At 71.2% G+C, this 15,917-nt stretch carries 14 protein-coding genes, 2 pseudogenes and 1 riboswitch; of the genes and pseudogenes, 6 read left to right on the top strand and 10 right to left on the bottom strand.

Going from position 1 to position 15,917, the window contains the following annotated elements; all coding sequences use genetic code 11:
• Window positions 1-132 precede the first annotated feature (132 nt).
• Window positions 133-594 carry a hypothetical protein gene (locus ACH4DZ_RS03395; protein ID WP_398285198.1) on the top strand — a complete coding sequence of 154 codons (462 nt, stop codon included), beginning with the start codon at window positions 133-135 and terminating at the stop codon, window positions 592-594.
• Window positions 595-650: 56 nt separating this feature from the next.
• On the opposite strand, the pseudogene ACH4DZ_RS03400 reads toward ACH4DZ_RS03395, so the two are convergent.
• A pseudogene (locus ACH4DZ_RS03400) lies at window positions 651-908 on the bottom strand (cellulose biosynthesis protein CelD); the annotation flags it as partial.
• Window positions 909-1,280: 372 nt separating this feature from the next.
• Here ACH4DZ_RS03400 and ACH4DZ_RS03405 point away from each other — a divergent pair.
• Complete coding sequence (locus tag ACH4DZ_RS03405; RefSeq protein WP_398285199.1) at window positions 1,281-2,054, top strand: hypothetical protein; 774 nt, start codon at window positions 1,281-1,283, stop codon at window positions 2,052-2,054.
• A 90-nt stretch (window positions 2,055-2,144) separates the two neighbouring features.
• Here the strand turns inward: ACH4DZ_RS03405 and ACH4DZ_RS03410 are convergent, their stop codons facing one another.
• Both ACH4DZ_RS03410 and ACH4DZ_RS03415 read right to left on the bottom strand, forming a co-directional pair.
• Window positions 2,145-3,839 carry a cellulase family glycosylhydrolase gene (locus ACH4DZ_RS03410; RefSeq protein ID WP_398285200.1) on the bottom strand — a complete coding sequence of 565 codons (1,695 nt, stop codon included), beginning with the start codon at window positions 3,837-3,839 and terminating at the stop codon, window positions 2,145-2,147.
• A 158-nt stretch (window positions 3,840-3,997) separates the two neighbouring features.
• The gene (locus ACH4DZ_RS03415) at window positions 3,998-4,738 is read right to left on the bottom strand and encodes a nuclear transport factor 2 family protein (protein WP_398285201.1); all 741 of its coding nucleotides are present in this window, start codon (window positions 4,736-4,738) and stop codon (window positions 3,998-4,000) included.
• A 192-nt stretch (window positions 4,739-4,930) separates the two neighbouring features.
• Window positions 4,931-5,113, top strand: a riboswitch (cobalamin riboswitch).
• A 29-nt stretch (window positions 5,114-5,142) separates the two neighbouring features.
• Here ACH4DZ_RS03415 and ACH4DZ_RS03420 point away from each other — a divergent pair.
• The 4 genes from ACH4DZ_RS03420 to ACH4DZ_RS03435 are packed head-to-tail and all read left to right on the top strand — an operon-like array spanning window position 5,143 to window position 7,903.
• The gene (locus ACH4DZ_RS03420; protein WP_398285202.1) at window positions 5,143-5,892 is read left to right on the top strand and encodes an energy-coupling factor ABC transporter permease; all 750 of its coding nucleotides are present in this window, start codon (window positions 5,143-5,145) and stop codon (window positions 5,890-5,892) included.
• On the top strand, window positions 5,889-6,287 hold the full coding sequence (locus ACH4DZ_RS03425) for an energy-coupling factor ABC transporter substrate-binding protein (protein WP_398285203.1): 399 nt from the start codon (window positions 5,889-5,891) through the stop codon (window positions 6,285-6,287). Before ACH4DZ_RS03420 ends, ACH4DZ_RS03425 begins: the two co-directional genes overlap by 4 nt.
• Window positions 6,288-6,293: 6 nt before the next feature.
• Window positions 6,294-7,043 (top strand): cobalt ECF transporter T component CbiQ, encoded by a 750-nt coding sequence (gene cbiQ / locus ACH4DZ_RS03430; RefSeq protein ID WP_398285204.1) that lies wholly within the window; start codon window positions 6,294-6,296, stop codon window positions 7,041-7,043.
• Window positions 7,040-7,903: an energy-coupling factor ABC transporter ATP-binding protein gene (locus ACH4DZ_RS03435; RefSeq protein ID WP_398285205.1), complete on the top strand. Its 864-nt coding sequence runs from the start codon at window positions 7,040-7,042 to the stop codon at window positions 7,901-7,903. The genes cbiQ and ACH4DZ_RS03435 overlap by 4 nt, the downstream gene beginning before the upstream one ends.
• A gap of 6 nt (window positions 7,904-7,909) precedes the next feature.
• On the opposite strand, the gene ACH4DZ_RS03440 is transcribed toward ACH4DZ_RS03435, so the two are convergent.
• The 7 genes and pseudogenes from ACH4DZ_RS03440 to ACH4DZ_RS03470 form a co-directional block, all read right to left on the bottom strand.
• Entirely contained in the window at window positions 7,910-9,559 is a 1,650-nt protein-coding gene (locus tag ACH4DZ_RS03440; RefSeq protein ID WP_398285206.1) for a serine/threonine-protein kinase, read from the bottom strand.
• A gap of 54 nt (window positions 9,560-9,613) precedes the next feature.
• Window positions 9,614-10,243, bottom strand: coding sequence for a GNAT family N-acetyltransferase (locus ACH4DZ_RS03445; RefSeq protein ID WP_398285462.1), 630 nt, complete (start codon window positions 10,241-10,243; stop codon window positions 9,614-9,616).
• Between the two features lie 90 nt (window positions 10,244-10,333).
• Window positions 10,334-10,634 (bottom strand): annotated as a pseudogene (locus ACH4DZ_RS03450) (FAD-binding protein); the annotation flags it as partial.
• Between the two features lie 143 nt (window positions 10,635-10,777).
• Window positions 10,778-12,178: an FAD-dependent oxidoreductase gene (locus ACH4DZ_RS03455; RefSeq protein WP_398285207.1), complete on the bottom strand. Its 1,401-nt coding sequence runs from the start codon at window positions 12,176-12,178 to the stop codon at window positions 10,778-10,780.
• Between the two features lie 161 nt (window positions 12,179-12,339).
• Window positions 12,340-13,608: a hypothetical protein gene (locus tag ACH4DZ_RS03460; protein ID WP_398285208.1), complete on the bottom strand. Its 1,269-nt coding sequence runs from the start codon at window positions 13,606-13,608 to the stop codon at window positions 12,340-12,342.
• Window positions 13,609-13,737: 129 nt separating this feature from the next.
• Window positions 13,738-14,934, bottom strand: a complete 1,197-nt coding sequence (locus tag ACH4DZ_RS03465; RefSeq protein ID WP_398285209.1) for an MAB_1171c family putative transporter — start codon at window positions 14,932-14,934, stop codon at window positions 13,738-13,740.
• A gap of 3 nt (window positions 14,935-14,937) precedes the next feature.
• On the bottom strand, window positions 14,938-15,477 hold the full coding sequence (locus ACH4DZ_RS03470; protein ID WP_398285210.1) for a toxin-antitoxin system, toxin component: 540 nt from the start codon (window positions 15,475-15,477) through the stop codon (window positions 14,938-14,940).
• Between the last annotated feature and the right edge of the window lie 440 nt (window positions 15,478-15,917).

Genomic DNA, 15,917 nt, shown 5'->3' on the forward strand with positions numbered 1-15,917 from the left:
AGCTGTCGCGCGGGAACCACTGGCTGTCGCACACATGACGGGACCGACATGTGTGACGGGACTGACACGTGTGACGAGACCGACGCGTGTGTCAGGACCCACGCGTGTGACGGATCGAGAGGACGAGCAAGGGTGAACGAGCAGGACCCGCTCCGGGAGTCGGCCGCGCCGATCGTGACCGAGCCCGTACCGGATCTCCAGCTGCAGATGCTGGTACGACTGGTCGGCCAGGACCCCCAGGCGGCGCTGCCGATCACCTTGCTCATCGGGGGTGGTCTCCTCTACGGCGACCTCATCTCGCACAAGGCGTGGAAGACCGACTGGGCGCGCAGCCTGCGCGGTGTCGACGGACCCGGCGCACAGCTCCTTGAGCGGTTCCCCGAGCAGGTGGACGAGGCGGTCTCCGACAAGCAGGGGCGCCCGGTCCCGCAGCGGCTGCCGCAGTGGATCCATCTGCGCGACGCCACCAGTGTCGTCGGGGCGGGCGGCCCTGTCGTGATGCCCCTGTGGCGGGGGCGGCTCACGGACGTCTCCGGATGGTCCCTGGGCAAGCCCGACAGTTCCCTCGGCGAAACAGAGGACAGTCGCCTCTGACGTACGGACACCGAGCGAGGTGACTCAGGGGGGACCAGCGGAGCGGTCCCCGGAGGTCAGCCAGCACTCCTTCGCAGGCCGTTCGAGCCGGAGGTGCGCAGCGCGCCGACCGTCTTCAGCAGCAGGTCCGCGGGCTCCCTGAGCCTCGGGTGGGCCAGAACCGTGTTCCGCAGGCCGCGCAGCATCCTGCGCCACAGCCGGTGTGTCGTCGCCACCGGGCGGGGACGAGTCGCGAAGCCCTCCCCCACACGCAGCTCCCGGGTCTTGAGCCAGTCCTTGTACTCCTTGTCACCACGCCCCAGGTCCAGGCACCGCCCCTGGGTGCGCCATCCGCGCCCCGGCACCTCTCCGGCCGCCGGCTGCGGCCCGAAGTGTCCGACGGGCCCAGACGTCGCGAAACAGCAGGCGGCCCGTCGAGGCTGTCGGTCGTGACGGAAGAGGTGTGAGTCGGGTGCACCGGTCGGTCAGTTCGTAAAGTCACCTTGAAGGTTGAATTCGAGACATGGCTTCGGGTGACCGGTCAGGTGTCTCTCGCACACCTCGCCGCCTGCGCCTTTGCGGCCCGCGACAGTGTGCCGGGGGCCATGGAACTGCGGGGACGGTCCTGACAACTTCGGGATCATGGCCTGATGATGCGAGTAGCATCCGGCCCCAGCAGCACACGATGACGAGGAAAGGTAACTGCCATGTCCGAAGTCGAATCGGCCGCCACACAGCTCAAGACCCAGTACGCCGCCCAGGTGTCCGCGGACCTCGAACGCAACACCACGGAGCAGGAACGTATCGGCGCCGAAGTGGAGGCGCTCCAGGGGCAGTTGAGTGCCCTGCAGCATGACCAGACACTGCTGGCCGAGCTGCAGCGGGCGTTGGGGGGAGACAAGGTAGCCGCGAACACCAAGGACGGCTCCGCGCCCGCGCCTTCGGTACCGCGCCAGGCCACGGCCACGGCGGGCGGACGGAAGAAGGCCACCCCCGCGAAGTCGGCCGCCAGGCCGGCCGCCACGAAGGCCACCGCCAAGTCGGTTTCGAAGTCCGCTGCTTCGAAGTCCGCTGTTTCGAAGAACGCTGTTTCGAGGTCCGCCGCCGCAAAGCCCGCGGCTGCGAAGTCCGCCACCTCGAAGACCGCCTCTTCCAAGGCCGAAGCCGAGTCCGCCGCAGAAGGGTCCGGTGACGCGAAGGCGGTCGCCGCGAAGCCCACGCTCGTCGAGCTCATCCGCGAACACCTCGGCCGGCAGTCCGAGCCGCGCTCCTCCGCCGAGGTCGCCACGGCGCTGGCGCAGGCCCACCCCGAGCGCGAGATCAAGCCCAAGGTCGTACGCACCACGGTGGAAGGACTCGTCGCCAAGGGGCAGGTCCAGCGCACCAAGCAGGGGTCGTCCGTCTTCTACACGACGTCCAAGGCCGCGCCTGCCGACACCGCCGCCACGGAGCAGGCCGCCGCCCCGGCAGCCACTGCCTGACTGTCACCCGGCGCCCGCCCGGCCGACGGGGCGCGGTGACCCCGCCGGCCAGTGGCTGCCCGCGGAGGACCGCCGGGCGATGACCGCCGGTCAGGTGGTGACGCAGGTGGTGCCGTTGAGGGTGAACGCGGTCGGGGCGGTGTTCGCGGCGCCCTTGTTGGCGGTGAAGCCGACGGCGACCGAACCGCTCGCGGGAATGGTGGCGGTGTACGAGGCGTTGGCGACGCTCACCGACGCACCGCTCTGGGTCGGGGTACCACCCCACATGTTGGAGACCGTCTGACCGTTGGCGAAGGCGAAGGCCAGCTTCCAGCCGCTGATCGCGGCGCTGCCCGTGTTGCGGATGGTGATCTCGCCCTGGAAGCCGCCCGGCCACTCGCCGCTGACGCGGTAGCCGACGGAGCAGCTCGTGCCGGGTGTGCCGCCGCCGTCGGCCGTGGTGACACTCACCGTGGCCGAGCGGGCCGAGCGGTTCCCGGCCGCGTCACGTGCGTAGACGGCGAAGGTGTACGCCGTGTTCGCGGTGAGCCCGGTCACGGTGGCGGTGTTGGTGGTGGCTGCGGCGACCGTGGTCTCGCTGCTTCCGCCGACCCGCACGATGTCGTAGGCGGTGACGCCCACGTTGTCGGTGGCGGCGGTCCAGGTGAGGGTCACCGAGGTGGCCGCCACGGCGGAGGCACCCGGGGTGCCCGGAGCGGTCGGGGCCTGGGTGTCGCCCGGGGTTCCACCGCCGTAGATCGTGGCCTCCTTCGAGGTCTGGGCGATGCCGTTGGCGCCGTTGAAGATGCGCTGGCCCCACGAGCTGAGCTGTGTGGGGTCGAAGCCGATCGTGAGATCCAGGATCGGGTCGGTGTTGCCGCTCCAGGACCAGGCGAGGTAACCGAGGCGCAACTGCTGCGCCGTGGCCATCATGGTGTCCTCGTCCGGGTCGCCCCACTGGTCGGCCGGACCGCCGAACTCGCCGATGAGAATGGGGAGTTCGGCGGTGACGAACGCGTTCAGGTAGTCGGTGATCTCCGCCGCGGTGTCGAAGACGCTGTACATGTGGATCGAGAAGATCAGATTGCCGGTGGTGTCGGCGTCGTAGACGGCCTGGGCGTTGGCCCGCATGACTCCTTGCCAGTCCTGTCCCCAGTTGGGCGCGTCCACCATGATGGTGTGCTCGAACCCGGCGGCGCGCAGCTTCTTGACGGCGGCGACCGTCGGATCGGTCCAGCCCGCGGGGTTGGTGTTGCCCCAGGGCTCGTTGCCGATGTTGACGATGACGTAGTTCTCCTGGCCGGTGAGCACGCTCTTGAGGCCGATCCAGTAGTCGGCCGCGTGGTCGAGCGTGCCGGCCGCGGCGTCCTCGCCGTAACCGGTGGTGTCGTGCACCTCCAGTACGCAGATCAGCCGGTTGGCCTTGCACTGGGCGATGACGGCGGCCACATCCTCGGGGCTGTTCTTGCTCCAGCGGTGACCGTCGGAGAGGACGACACGGACGGAGTTGGCACCGAGCGCCTTGATGTCGGCCAGCGACTGCGTCTCACCCGGGTACCAGGTGTGGGCGTGGTTGACGCCGCGCATGACGAAATCGTTGCCGTTGCCTTCGAGCAGGCGGCCGTCGTCGATATGGAGGCCGGTCGCGAGGGCGCCCGGAGACGCGCCCGGCGGGTCACCGGGCACCTGGGCATGTGCGGTGGTCGGTGCGAGCGCGCCGAGAACGACGAGCCCCAGGAAGGCGGCCAGCCCGGCGAGCAACGCGCTGACAAAATTCTTCCGTGTCGTGCTTCTTGTTCTTCTCACTGCGACTCCAGGGAGTGAGCGCCAAGAAACTTGGGTTTCGGGAAAGTGGGAGCGCTCCCATAGAGGCATCTCGCCAGGAGCACGTCAAGACTTGGCGCATGCTCGGGCGTGTAACGGATGTGCCGGAGGGGCCTTGGGGGAGGCCCCTCCAGGGCTCATCAGGACCCGGCGGCGCCGGGGGCAGGAGCGTCGAAGGGTACGGACGTGTGCTGATGGACGATCAGCCAGCGGTCGCCCGTCAGCCGGTAGCCGGTGGTCACCCGTGCCGTCGTGTCCAGAGCGCCGCCGCCGGCCAGTGTGGCGCGCATCCGTACGAGCGCGTGGCTGAAGGCGATGCTCTCGTCGACCCGGACGCGGAATTCGAGCACCTCGCGCTCCACCGGCCCGGACAAGGCCGAGAACCACACCTCCTCGGCCTTGCGGAGCGCCGCGACCCCGCGCTGCTCCAGACCGCTCACCGGGTGGAACACCTCCACGTCCGGTGCGTAACAGGCCATCGCCCGGTCGAAGTCCCGCTCCCGTCCGGCGGCCGTCAGTTCCGCGTCGAGCCGGCGGATCTCCCCCTCGGCGTCCTCGTCGTCCCAGAACGCGCGCACCTCCATGGCCCCGAGGGCCGCGACCGGATGCTTCGCGGCGGCCTGAACGGCCTCCTCCAGGCTGTCGCACTCAAGGATGTCGTACCCGGCGACGTACTCCTTCGTCTCCGCGAACGGCCCGTCGGTGCGCAGCACTTCACCGCCGCGTACGCGCACCGTCACCGCGTCGGCCGGGGGGCGCAGCCGGTGCCCGTGGAGCCGTACGCCGCGCCGCACGCTCAGCTCCTCCACCCATGGTTCGACAGGGGCCATGCCCGAGGCGTCGGCGGTGTCGTCGCCGCAGACCAGCAGCATGTACTTCATGGTTCCTCCCGGTGTTCCTGAGACCCTGTACCTCACCGACGAACCGGGGCGAGCCGAATCGACGCCCCCGCAGCATCTCTTGTGCGCAGGGCGGCTGAACAGGCGCTCCCTTCCCGTCGGGAGTACCGGCGCGCGCCGCGTGACCACTCTCACGCCCCCCGAGGTCCGCTTGTCACCACCCCAGTACGCGCACTACTGTCACGACGCCTTGGTGCTCGGGAAATCGGTGTGATGCCGGTGCGGCCCTCGCCACTGTGATCGGGAAGTCCGGCTCCGGCCCTCGCGGGCAGCCACTGGGTCCTCGGACCCGGGAAGGCGGAGCACGGATGGTGTTACCCGTAAGCCAGGAGACCGGCCAAGGCGCGTCAACCATCCACGAGGTGCTGGAGAGGGTCTGCTGAGCCATGCACATTGCCGAGGGTTTCCTTCCTCCGGCGCACGCGGTCGCCTGGGGCGTCGCGTCGGCGCCGTTCGTCGTCCACGGAGTCCGGTCGCTCACCCGTGAGGTCAGAGAACATCCCGAGAGCACGCTCCTCATCGGCGCGTCGGGGGCCTTCACCTTCGTTCTCTCCGCACTGAAACTGCCGTCGGTGACCGGGAGCTGTTCGCATCCGACCGGCACCGGCCTGGGTGCCGTCCTGTTCCGGCCGCCGATCATGGCGGTCCTGGGCACCATCACCCTGCTCTTCCAGGCGCTGCTGCTCGCGCACGGCGGGCTGACCACGCTGGGCGCCAACGTCTTCTCGATGGCGATCGTCGGCCCGTGGGCCGGTTACGCGGTGTACCGGCTGCTCCGGCGGTTCGACGTGCCGCTGATGGTCGCGGTGTTCTTCGCCGCGTTCGTCGCCGACCTGTCCACCTACTGCGTCACCAGCGTGCAGCTGGCGCTCGCGTTCCCCGACCCCAGCAGTGGATTCCTGGGCGCGCTCGGCAAGTTCGGCTCGATCTTCGCCGTCACCCAGATCCCGCTCGCGGTGAGCGAGGGGCTGCTCACCGTGCTCGTGATGCGGCTGCTGGTGCAGTCGAGCAAGGGCGAACTGACCCGGCTCGGCGTGTTCCTGGCCGGCAGGCAGTCCCGGTCCGCGAAGTCCGGAACGGCCGAGTCGAACGACACGAACGAGATGAACGAGACGACCGGGACGGTGGCCCGATGAGCCGTAACGCGAAGATCAACGCCCTGCTGCTGCTCCTCGTGGCCGCGCTCGCCGTCCTGCCGCTGGCCTTCGGCATGGGCGACCACAAGAAGGAGCCGTTCACGGGCTCCGACGCGGAGGCGGAGACCGCGATCACCGAGATCGAGCCGGACTACGAGCCGTGGTTCTCGCCCCTGTACGAGCCGCCGTCCGGTGAGATCGAGTCGGCGCTGTTCGCCCTCCAGGCCGCCCTCGGCGCGGGCGTCCTCGCCTACTACTTCGGCCTGCGCCGGGGCAGGCGCCAGGGCGAACTGCGGGTCCTGGCACAGCGGGAGGGCGGCCGGACGACGGCCGGGGCACCCGGCGGCGCCGGTGAGTCCGCGGCCGGACCGAACCGACCGACCGAACGGGCCTGAGCCTTCGTGCTGCCGATCGACGCGGCGGCGCACAGCAGTCGCTGGCGCCGCCGCCATCCCGTCGACAAGGCCGTGCTCGGTCTCGGCCTGACCGTCCTGGCGATCTCCCTCCCGCCCTGGCCGGGCGCCGCGCTGGTCCTGGTGACCGCCCTCACCGTGCTGCTGGGCCCGGCCGCGGTGCCCGGCCGACGGCTCTGGCGCGCCTACCGGGTGCCGCTGGGCTTCTGCGTCACCGGTGCGCTCCCCCTGCTGCTGCAGGTCGGCGGCCCGGACGGGTTCGTGACCCTGGCGGCGGGCGGTCCGGTGCGCGCCGGTGAGCTGTTGCTGCGTACCTCGGCCGCCTCCCTCGGCGTGCTGCTGTTCGCGTTCACCACTCCCCTGTCCGACCTGCTGCCGCGGCTGGTGAACGCCGGGGTGCCCGCGCCGGTCGTCGACGTCGCCCTGGTGACGTACCGGATGAGCTTCCTGCTCCTGGACTCCGTACGCCGGATCCGGGAGGCGCAGGCCGCCCGGCTCGGGCACACCACGCGGGCCGCCGCCTGGCGTTCGCTGGCCGGGCTCGGCGCCACCGCCTTCGTCCGGGCCTTCGACCGGGCGACCCGGCTGCAGGCCGGGCTCGCGGGCCGCGGTTACGACGGCACCCTGCGCGTGCTGGTCCCCGAGGCCCGGATCTCCGCGCGCTTCACGCTCGCCAGTGTTGCGCTGCTCGCGGCGGTGGCCGCACTCACCTTCGTACTGGAAAGGCCGCTGCGATGAGCGAGCCCGTGCTGGTCGCCCTGCGGGGCGCGTCCTACGCCTACGAGGACGGCCCCACCGTGCTCAGCGGCCTCGACTTCGAGGTGCGCGCCGGGCGTGCGCTCGCCCTGCTGGGGCGCAACGGCAGCGGAAAGACCACCCTGATGCGGCTGCTCAGCGGCGGACTGCGCCCGCACACCGGGCAGTTGACCGTGCAGGACCGGCCGGTCCGGTACGACCGCAAGGGCCTGACCCTGCTGCGCACGACCGTCCAGCTGGTCGTCCAGGACCCGGACGACCAGTTGTTCGCCGCGTCCGTCTTCCAGGACGTGTCGTTCGGGCCGCTGAACCTCGGCCTGCCCGACACCGAGGTACGGGCCCGGGTGGACGAGGCACTAGCCGCGCTGGACATCTCGGCCCTGGCCGAACGCCCCACCCATCTGCTCTCGTACGGACAGCGCAAGCGGACCGCGATCGCGGGCGCCGTGGCGATGCGGCCACGGGTGCTGATCCTCGACGAACCGACCGCGGGGCTGGACCCGGACGGTCAGGAACGGCTGATCGCGACCCTCGACGGGCTGCGCGCTAGCGGCACCACCGTGGTGATGGCGACGCACGACGTGGACCTCGCCCTGCGCTGGGCCGACGACGCGGCACTCCTCACCCCGTCCGGAACGGTCACCGGGCCCGCGGATGCGACCCTGGCCCGTACGGACCTCCTGGAGCAGGCGGGGCTGAGGCTGCCCTGGGGGATCGCGGTGGCCGAACTACTGAGCGCGCAGGGCCTGTTGACCTCGCCGTCCATCGGTCCGCGCACTGCGGAGGAGCTGGCCGCGCTGACCTCGCGGCACTCCGCTCCCCCGGTGCCGGCCGACACCTGACGGCCGTCAGTCGGCGGGTGTCACCCTGGTCACCCTGCCGCGGGCGTCGGCCTGCAGATAGCCGCTTCTGTTGTACTCGTCGGCGAGGTAGACGAGCATCTCGGCGCCCCGGTCGAACAGATCGTTCGGTGACTTGACCACCAGGTAGCGGGTCTTCACGTCGTCGACGTTCAGCTTCTTCTCCGCCTCGGCGAGCAGCGCGGGGAGCCTGTCCCAGTCGAGGCCGTCCAGGGTCATCGGCTGGGCCCCGCCGGCCAGCTGCGCCTTGATCGGGCTCTCCTGGACGCCCCGGCCCACGTAGTAGGTGTACTGCTCGTAACTGGTCCGGCTGCCCTCGACCATCACCTGCGCGGAGACGTAGTCGGGGTAGACCGTCAGGGTGCCGTACCGGTCGCGGCCCGTCTCCTTCTCCAAGGCCTTGAACGCGGTGCGGATGCCGTCCGGCGTCAGCAGGTCGGTGGGCGTCTTCTGTTCCGTCCGTCGGGGTGTGGGGCTCTTGTCGGCCGTACCGGTCCTGTCCGCCGTGGAGGACCTGGCCGACGGATTCGCCGTCGCGCTGTTCGTCGGGTCGCCCGAGGCCGACGATCCCGAGCCCTCTCCGTCGGGCAGCAGTGTCCACGCCAGCACGCCCACCAGCACCGTTCCGACGGCGGACAGGGCGACCGTGGTGCGTCGTCCCCGCCTCGCGGGCCGTACGGGGGTCGGGCCGGCCGGCCCGGGCACGGCGTCCTGCGGAGGTGTGAGCCGGTAGGAGGTGGGCTCCGTACGGCCCTCGGGTGCGGCACCGGCCGCGCCCTCGCTCGTGGCCGCGGCCACGCCCGCGCCCACGGCCGTCAGCAGGCGGTCGAGCGTCCCGGCGTCCGGGCGGGCCTCCGGGTCCCTCACCAGCACCCGCATCAGCGCGTCCGCCAGCGGGCCCGCCTTCCGGGGCGGCGGAACGTCCTCGTACAGGACGGCCGCCAGGGTGGCCATCGTCGTGCCCCGGCGCAGCGGATGCCGGCCCTCGACGGCCGCGTACAGCATCATCGCCAGCGACCACAGGTCCGACGCCGAACCGCCGTCGTGGCCCGCGATGCGCTCGGGTGCCATGTAGTCGGGCGTACCGATGATCGAACCGCTGGCGGTGAGGGCCGTCGACTCACGGATCGCCGCGATCCCGAAGTCCGTGAGCACGGGGCGGCCGTCGGGGCGCAGCAGGACGTTGGCGGGCTTGACGTCCCGGTGCTGGATCCCGGCGGCGTGCGCGGCCCGCAGCGCGGCCAGCACCTCACGCCCGATCCGGGCCGTCTCCACGGGGTCCGTCGGGCCCCGCTCCAGCCGGTCGGCGAGCGAACCGCCGCCGACCAGTTCCATCACGATCCAGGGGTACGTTCCCTCGCCGCCGTCGACGATGTGATGGATCGTCACGACGTTCGGGTGGTCGATCCTCGCGAGTGCCCTGGCCTCGCGCAGCACCCGTTCCCGCAGCAGCCGCGCGCCCTGCGGGTCGTACTCGGCGAGGTCGATGTCCGGCGGCCGGACCTCCTTGACGGCCACGTTCCGGTGCAGGGCGAGGTCCGTGGCCCGCCAGACCGTACCCATCCCGCCGCCCCCGAGCCGCGCCTCCAGCCGGAACCGCCCGTCGATGACCCGTCTGCCGGAGTCCGCCTCGCTCATGCGCGGGAGCTTAGAGGACGGGTACGACAGGCCTTCTCCCGGGCGGGTGCGGCCTCACAGCGTGCCCACGGCCGTCGGCCTGCCCAGGTAGGTGAGCGGGCCGGGGTCGGGTACGGGGATCTCGTGGAAGCCCAGGCGGTCGTAGAACGCCCGCGCGGCGACATTGGCGGTGACCATGCCCAGATGGACCGCCGGGGCACCACGGTCGTGCAGGGCGGCGAGGAACGTCCGCATCAGCCCCCGTCCGAAGCCCCGCCGCTGCCAGTCCGGCAGGAGGTCGATGTGCAGATGTGCGGGATACGCGGCCAGGTCGGGCAGGATCATCCGCTCGGGAGTGTGCAGGAGAGCGATCATCTCCTCGTCGGGTGTCCGGGGTTTTGCGGTCGGCTGGGGATAGCGTCCGGCGACCTGCGGAATCCAGCTCGCGCGGAAGGTCTTGACGAACTGTTCCGTGTCGGCGGTGCCGATGACGTAGCCGACCGCACGGCCCGATCCGTCGTCCAGGACGAAGGCGAGTTCCGGCTCCAGGTGGCAGTAGGGCGTGGCGAAGATGGACGGCATCAGCTCCTCGTCGGGATACCGCTCGCGCGAATCCCCTCCGTCGAGGGCGGTTCGCACACAGATGTCGGCGACGGCGGCACGGTCGGCGGGTCGGTAGGAGCGGATGCTCGGCTGTGGGCGCATGGCGAGCATCCTGTCTCTCACGGGAGCGCTCCCACAACCGAGTTCACATGGACGGCTCCCAGCGAGCGAGCACCAGCTTTCCGCCCGGCTTCAGGCCCCGGTGCCCGCGTAGCTGTGCCCCATGACCGCGGCGCCGGCGTTCCCGGCGGCGTACGGGCCGGGGATGACGGATCCGTCCGGGCACAGTACGCGCGGGCGCCCGTGCGCAGGCCGCCCTTGGAGCCCAGGTCCCCCGGAACGGTCTTGAAGGCGTGGTACGGGGCCAGCCACAGCGGCGCCGGGCAAGAGTTCGGGAGGATCGCGGGGTCGGTGTTGTAGTGGTCGTAGACACTGTCGCCGCGGTGGAAGTCGGCGTCGGTGCCGCTCGGGCAAGGCTGTTGAAGCGGTTGCATTCCCGCCGCACCCGACCCGATCACGACGACGTCGTACGTGCCGAGCAGAGGCAGGCCAGCCGCCCGGGCCGTACCCGGCGGCCCGGCGGCGAGCGCGAGCCCTGTTCCGGTCGCCGCGCGTGGCAGCGGAGGAAGGAGGGGTTCAGGGGGTGGTGGCGGCCTCGCGCTCGCGGTCCGTCAGCGGCGGGCCCCCGAGGTGCGGTTTCTTGCGGCCGAGGCAGACCAGGGCGAGCATGTCGGGCATGAGGAGCCGGGACGGCGGCCTCTCCATGCTCATCACGTCGAGCAGGATGCGCAGGGCACGGGGGTTTCTCGATCCGGCGTCGACCGCCCTGTCCACAAAGGCGGCCAGGGCCCTTTCGAGCCGCGTGGGAGGCTCGTCGCTGGCACCCGGGTAGAACACGTCCTGGCCCACGGCCAGGCTCCAGGCGTTCTCGACCGGACGCGCCGCGCTCCGCTGGATGCGCCGGGCCGTGCCGGGCGCGCGGAGGTCCCGGCGTTCCAGGATGCGGCGCAGCGCGACGACGCTCTGCGCGGCGGCACTCAGCCCGTGGCCGTAGACGGGGTTGTAGCCGGCGACCGCCTCACCGAGCACGGCGAAGCCGTCGGGCCAGCGCGCGGCCTTCTCGTAGTAGCGCCGCCGGTTGGCCGTGCTGCGGGTGGTGACGACGTCCGTCTCGGGCACGGCGTCGGCGAGGAGTTCACCGATGACGGGGTGCGGCAGGCCGAGCGCGAAGGGCACGAACCGCTCGTTGTCGCCGCTCGGCCGGCCTCCCCTGGTTCCGGCGAGCGTGACCAGCCACCGGCCGCCCTCGATGGGGGTGATGATGCCGCCCCTGCCGGGGTTCTGACGGGGGTCGGCCTGGACGTTGACGATCGGGAAGCCGTCGGCAGCCGTGCCGGGGGCGCGGTAGATCCGGCTGGCGTAACCGAAGCCGGCGTCGACCGTGCGTTCCTGCACCGGCGGCAGCCCCAGGTCCCCGAGCCAGTGGGGGGCCCGGCTGCCCCGGCCACTGGCGTCGATCACCAGATCGGCCGGGAGCGTGCCTTCGGCGTCCGCCGAACGTATTCGTACGCCGGACACCCGGCGGGCGCAGCCTTCCAGGGACAGCAGTTCGGTCTCCTGGCGCAGGGTGACGCGGTGGTCCGCCAGCACCCGGTCGCGGATCACCGCGTCGAGCAGATCCCGGCTGCACAGCAGGCTGATGTGGCCGCCATGGGTGAAACGGCGGAACCACTGCCCCGAGGGAGCCTTGGACACCAGGTCGGCCATGACGGGTGTTCTCCGGGCGCCGCGGTCGACGAGCTGGTCGATGACGCCCGGCAGCAGCTCGTCGAGGGCCTTGACGCCACCGGACCACAGGACGTGTGCGTGCCGGGCCTGTGGCAGGCCCTTGCGTGGCCGTGGGCCGTCCGGCAGAAGGTCCCGTTCGATGATCGTGACATCCGCGTGGCCGGCCAGCACCGATGCGGCGAGCATGCCCGTCATGCCCCCTCCGACGACGATCGCGCGGCGCCGGGGGGTGGACTTCGTGTCGGACATGGGTGTGGGCCCTTTCTGTTGACCGGCGTCGGCGCATGACTGCGGCAGGCGGGGCGCGCGGGTACGGGTTGATCGCGGTGCGGAGCACGGGAACCGGGATACCCCCGGTCCGGCCGCCCGTTGATCGAACCATGAGCGGGCCGGCCGGCCACCTCGGACCGTCAGGCCCTGTCGTGGTCGTGGTCGTGATCGCGATCACGGTTGGGGCCGCGATCACGGTCGGGGCCGCGGTTGGGTTGGTGATCGCGGTGGGGGTCCTGCGCGTGCTCGTCGTGGCCTTGGCGTGCCTTCTGCCGGGCCGTCCGCTCCCGGGCCGCCCGCTGCCGGGCCTCGGCGACGACGGGCGAGGACGACAGGGCCCGAGCCAGCTGCACCATCAGCCGGGGGTGTGCCACCGACCGCAACCGGCCCACGTCCGAGGGGAGTTCCGCGTCGGGGTCCACGGAGACATGCACCCTGGCCGCCGCGAGCATGGCCGCCTCGGCCACGATCTCCGCGTGGTCCAGCGCCACCGCCCTGCGGACCTCGTCGTCGAGGTAGGGCGAGCACACCAGGACTCCGTCCAGGATCGTGATCTCCTGCTGGACCAGGCGTACCACCGGAAGGTCCCACCAGTGGGTGTCGGCCACCGGAGCCCGCAGGTCGCGCAGCTCAAGCCAGAGCGGCCGGAGGAGCCGGTACCGGCGCCAGGCGCGGAAGTTGGTCGCGGTGGAGGGGCCTACGCGCGGCAGCGCGAAGCCGGCGGCGACGGTGACGCCCGCGACCGCCACGAGGGGCGGCGAGAGGCTCGTGGAGAGGAAGTCCCAGTCGAGGCCGCTCCAACGGGCTCCGATGGCGAGGTACTTGGCGACCTGGTACGACAGGTCGAAGAGCACGCCGACGACGATCAGCGTCAGGCCCTTGCGCGTGAGGTCCCGCACCTTGCGCAGCCAGGCCAGGCACATGCCCGCGAGGGCGGCGGTCGCCGCGGTGTGGGCCACCAGGTACAGCAGGATCATCTCGCGCATGTACGGCGTCCTGGCGTAGTACGTGTCCAGGTCCCGGGTCCGTTCCACGGGTACGTCGGCCAGGACGAAGAGCGTGACGATCCCGATGATCACCAGCCCGTAGACGCACACCACGAGCCCGGACGCGCGGGCGACGCGCCCGGGCTCTCCGCCCCTCCAGGCGATCATCAGGACGAGGTAGCACGCGCTGAGCGCGGACATCCCCGAATAGACCAGCGGTGCGGAGAAGTTGGCGATGCCGGTGAGGTCGTTGACGACGCCGATGGTGGGAGGCGCGGACAGCATGCACACGAGCGCGCCGATGAGCAGGACCGAGATGCTCGCGGCCATCAGGGGGTCGCGCCAGGCTCCCCTCATGGCCGGCAGATTGAGGACGGCCGTGACGAGAAGGATCACGCCAGGGATGTAGAAGACGACGTCCACGACTTCACCGGCCTTCCGCGGCCACGGAGGGCTGTGCTTGAACGTGCATATGTACGTGCATGTGTACGTGCTTGTGTACGTGCTTGTGTACGTGCTTGTGTACGTGCTTGTGTACGTGGTTCGAGTGGCTCATGTGGGGGACTTCTCGCCGTCCTCGGCCGGGGCGGCGGTACCGCTCTCCCGGGCCGCCGCGACGATCGGGGACGAACGCAGTGCGACCGACACGCCCACGGGTGCGGTACGCACCGCGCTGATCTCGGAGTGGTCGGGGAGGGCACGGGAGCCGGCGGGCAGCGTCCGGCCGGCCGCGCGGACCGCGGCGGCGACCATCGCCGCGTGGCCGATCCGGGCGGCCTCGTCGTCGGTGTGGCCCGCGGCGACCGCCGCGGCCCGCGCGCGCGTACGGACCCCGGTGTCGAACCACGGCGCCACGAGGCTCAGCCCGTCCTGGATGCCCGCCTCGCGCCGGGTCAGGCGGACCTGGGGCGACGAGTACCACGGGACGGGGCCGGCGAGCGGTGTCCGGGGCGAGGCGCGTCCGAGTTCGCGCCACAGGGAGCGGAGCTTGCGGTAGGTCTTCGCCGCCCGCCAGTTGGAGACCGCCCAGGGGCCCACGAGGGGCATCAGGAATCCGACGGTGGCGCAGGGCGCTGACAACGCGGAGAGGAGCGGCGCCAGGGTCGTACTGAGGGCTCCCCAGTCCTGACCGGCCCAGCGCGCCGCCACCGCGGCCATTTTGAGGCCGCTGAAGGCCAGGTTCAGCAGCCAGCCGAGCACGAGGATCCACAGACCGGCCCGTAGCCATCCGCGTACCTGGAGCGCCCAGCGCCAGCACAGCACCGTCGTGACGAGCGCGGCGGTCATGTGGGCGACCAGGTAGAGCACGATCATCTCGCGGATGAACGGGGTCGTCGCGTAGTAGGTGTCGAAGTCCGTGTGCCGGTCCACCGGGGCGTCGCCGAGGGCGAAGAGGACGACCAGCGTGACGACGACCAGGGCGTACCCGGCCTGCCAGCGTCGCGAGACACTGCGTACGTGCTCGGGCGGGCCCCCGCGCCAGTGGACGATGAGCAGCAGACAGGCCGCGCTGAAGGCGCTGATGATGCCGTACACGAGCGGGCTGGAGAAGTTGGCCGTGCCGGTGACCTCGTTGACGGCGGTGATCGTGGGAGGCGCGGCGAAGAAGAAGCCCGCGCCGCCGAGGGCGATCACGAGACAGACGGACCGCACGAGCGGGTCGCGCCAGTCCTTGACCAGGCCCGGCAGTTTGACGGCGAGGCCGATCAGCGTGGCGACGGCCGGTATGTAGTAGTCCGAGGAGTCCACTGCTCAGCCCTGTGGCCGGCGCTGTCCCAGCGACGCACCGATCCGGCCGGCGATCTTGCCCCGGTCCATGGCCGCGCTGTCGGGTTCGCCCTCCAGCCAGACGCGGAAGCGGGTGACCGCCAGCAGTCCGAATCGCTCGGCGTCCGCCTCCTCGCGCCGGTCGAACTCGGTGCGGGCCGCCACTTTGCGTACCGGCTCCTGCAGTTCGGGGAGTTCGGCGCCGGTCGAGACCATGTGGGCCGCCACCGCCTTGCCCACGACGTGGTTGCCGCAGTCCCCCTTGAGCATGTGCCACACCTCGTGGAAGAAGATCGCCAGCTGGTGCAGTGGCGTCGCCCGCTTGTCCACCACGATGAGGTCGTAGGCGGGGAGGTCGAGCCACAGTCCGCTGGCCGTCTGGTGCGGGAACTCCTCCTTCACGAGCCGCACCTCACGGCCTCTCAGTTCACTCACGGTCGTGACCAGCGCGGCGAACAGGACGTCGGGATCCGTGGGCACGGGCAGGGTCAGCCCGTCGACCAGCTGACCGATCAGATTCCGCATCTCTCTGGCTTTGCCTGTGCGCACTGCTCTCCCCGCGAACCTCAGCACGGGCACCGTCGCACGGCGTCCGCCGAATCCCACCCTGCCTGCCGTACATCCGGTCGAAGGCGTTCGGCGGTCGTGCGGGGGACGGGCCCGGGGCGACGCCCTCGGTACCGACCACCGGCACGGGCTCCAGCGCGCCCAACTCGGTAGGCAAATATGTCAAACCAGAGCCGTGTCGGCCACACCGAGCCGGAAGAAGTACGGGGAAGGCAGTGATCTGAAATACCGAACAAACCCGACATGTGCCGGTCTGATCCTGGCGCATCCGTTGCGCTCACAGGGCCCTCCCTTGCGGCAGCGGAACGTCAGCCGCCTGCCGTGCCCTCCGGACCGCCCGGCACGGCCGCCCACCTCGGCCGGCATCGCCGCTGCTCGCAGGGGGTGTTCTCCGGCTG

The organism is Streptomyces sp. NPDC017991 (assembly GCF_044328075.1).
Lineage (GTDB): Bacteria > Actinomycetota > Actinomycetes > Streptomycetales > Streptomycetaceae > Streptomyces.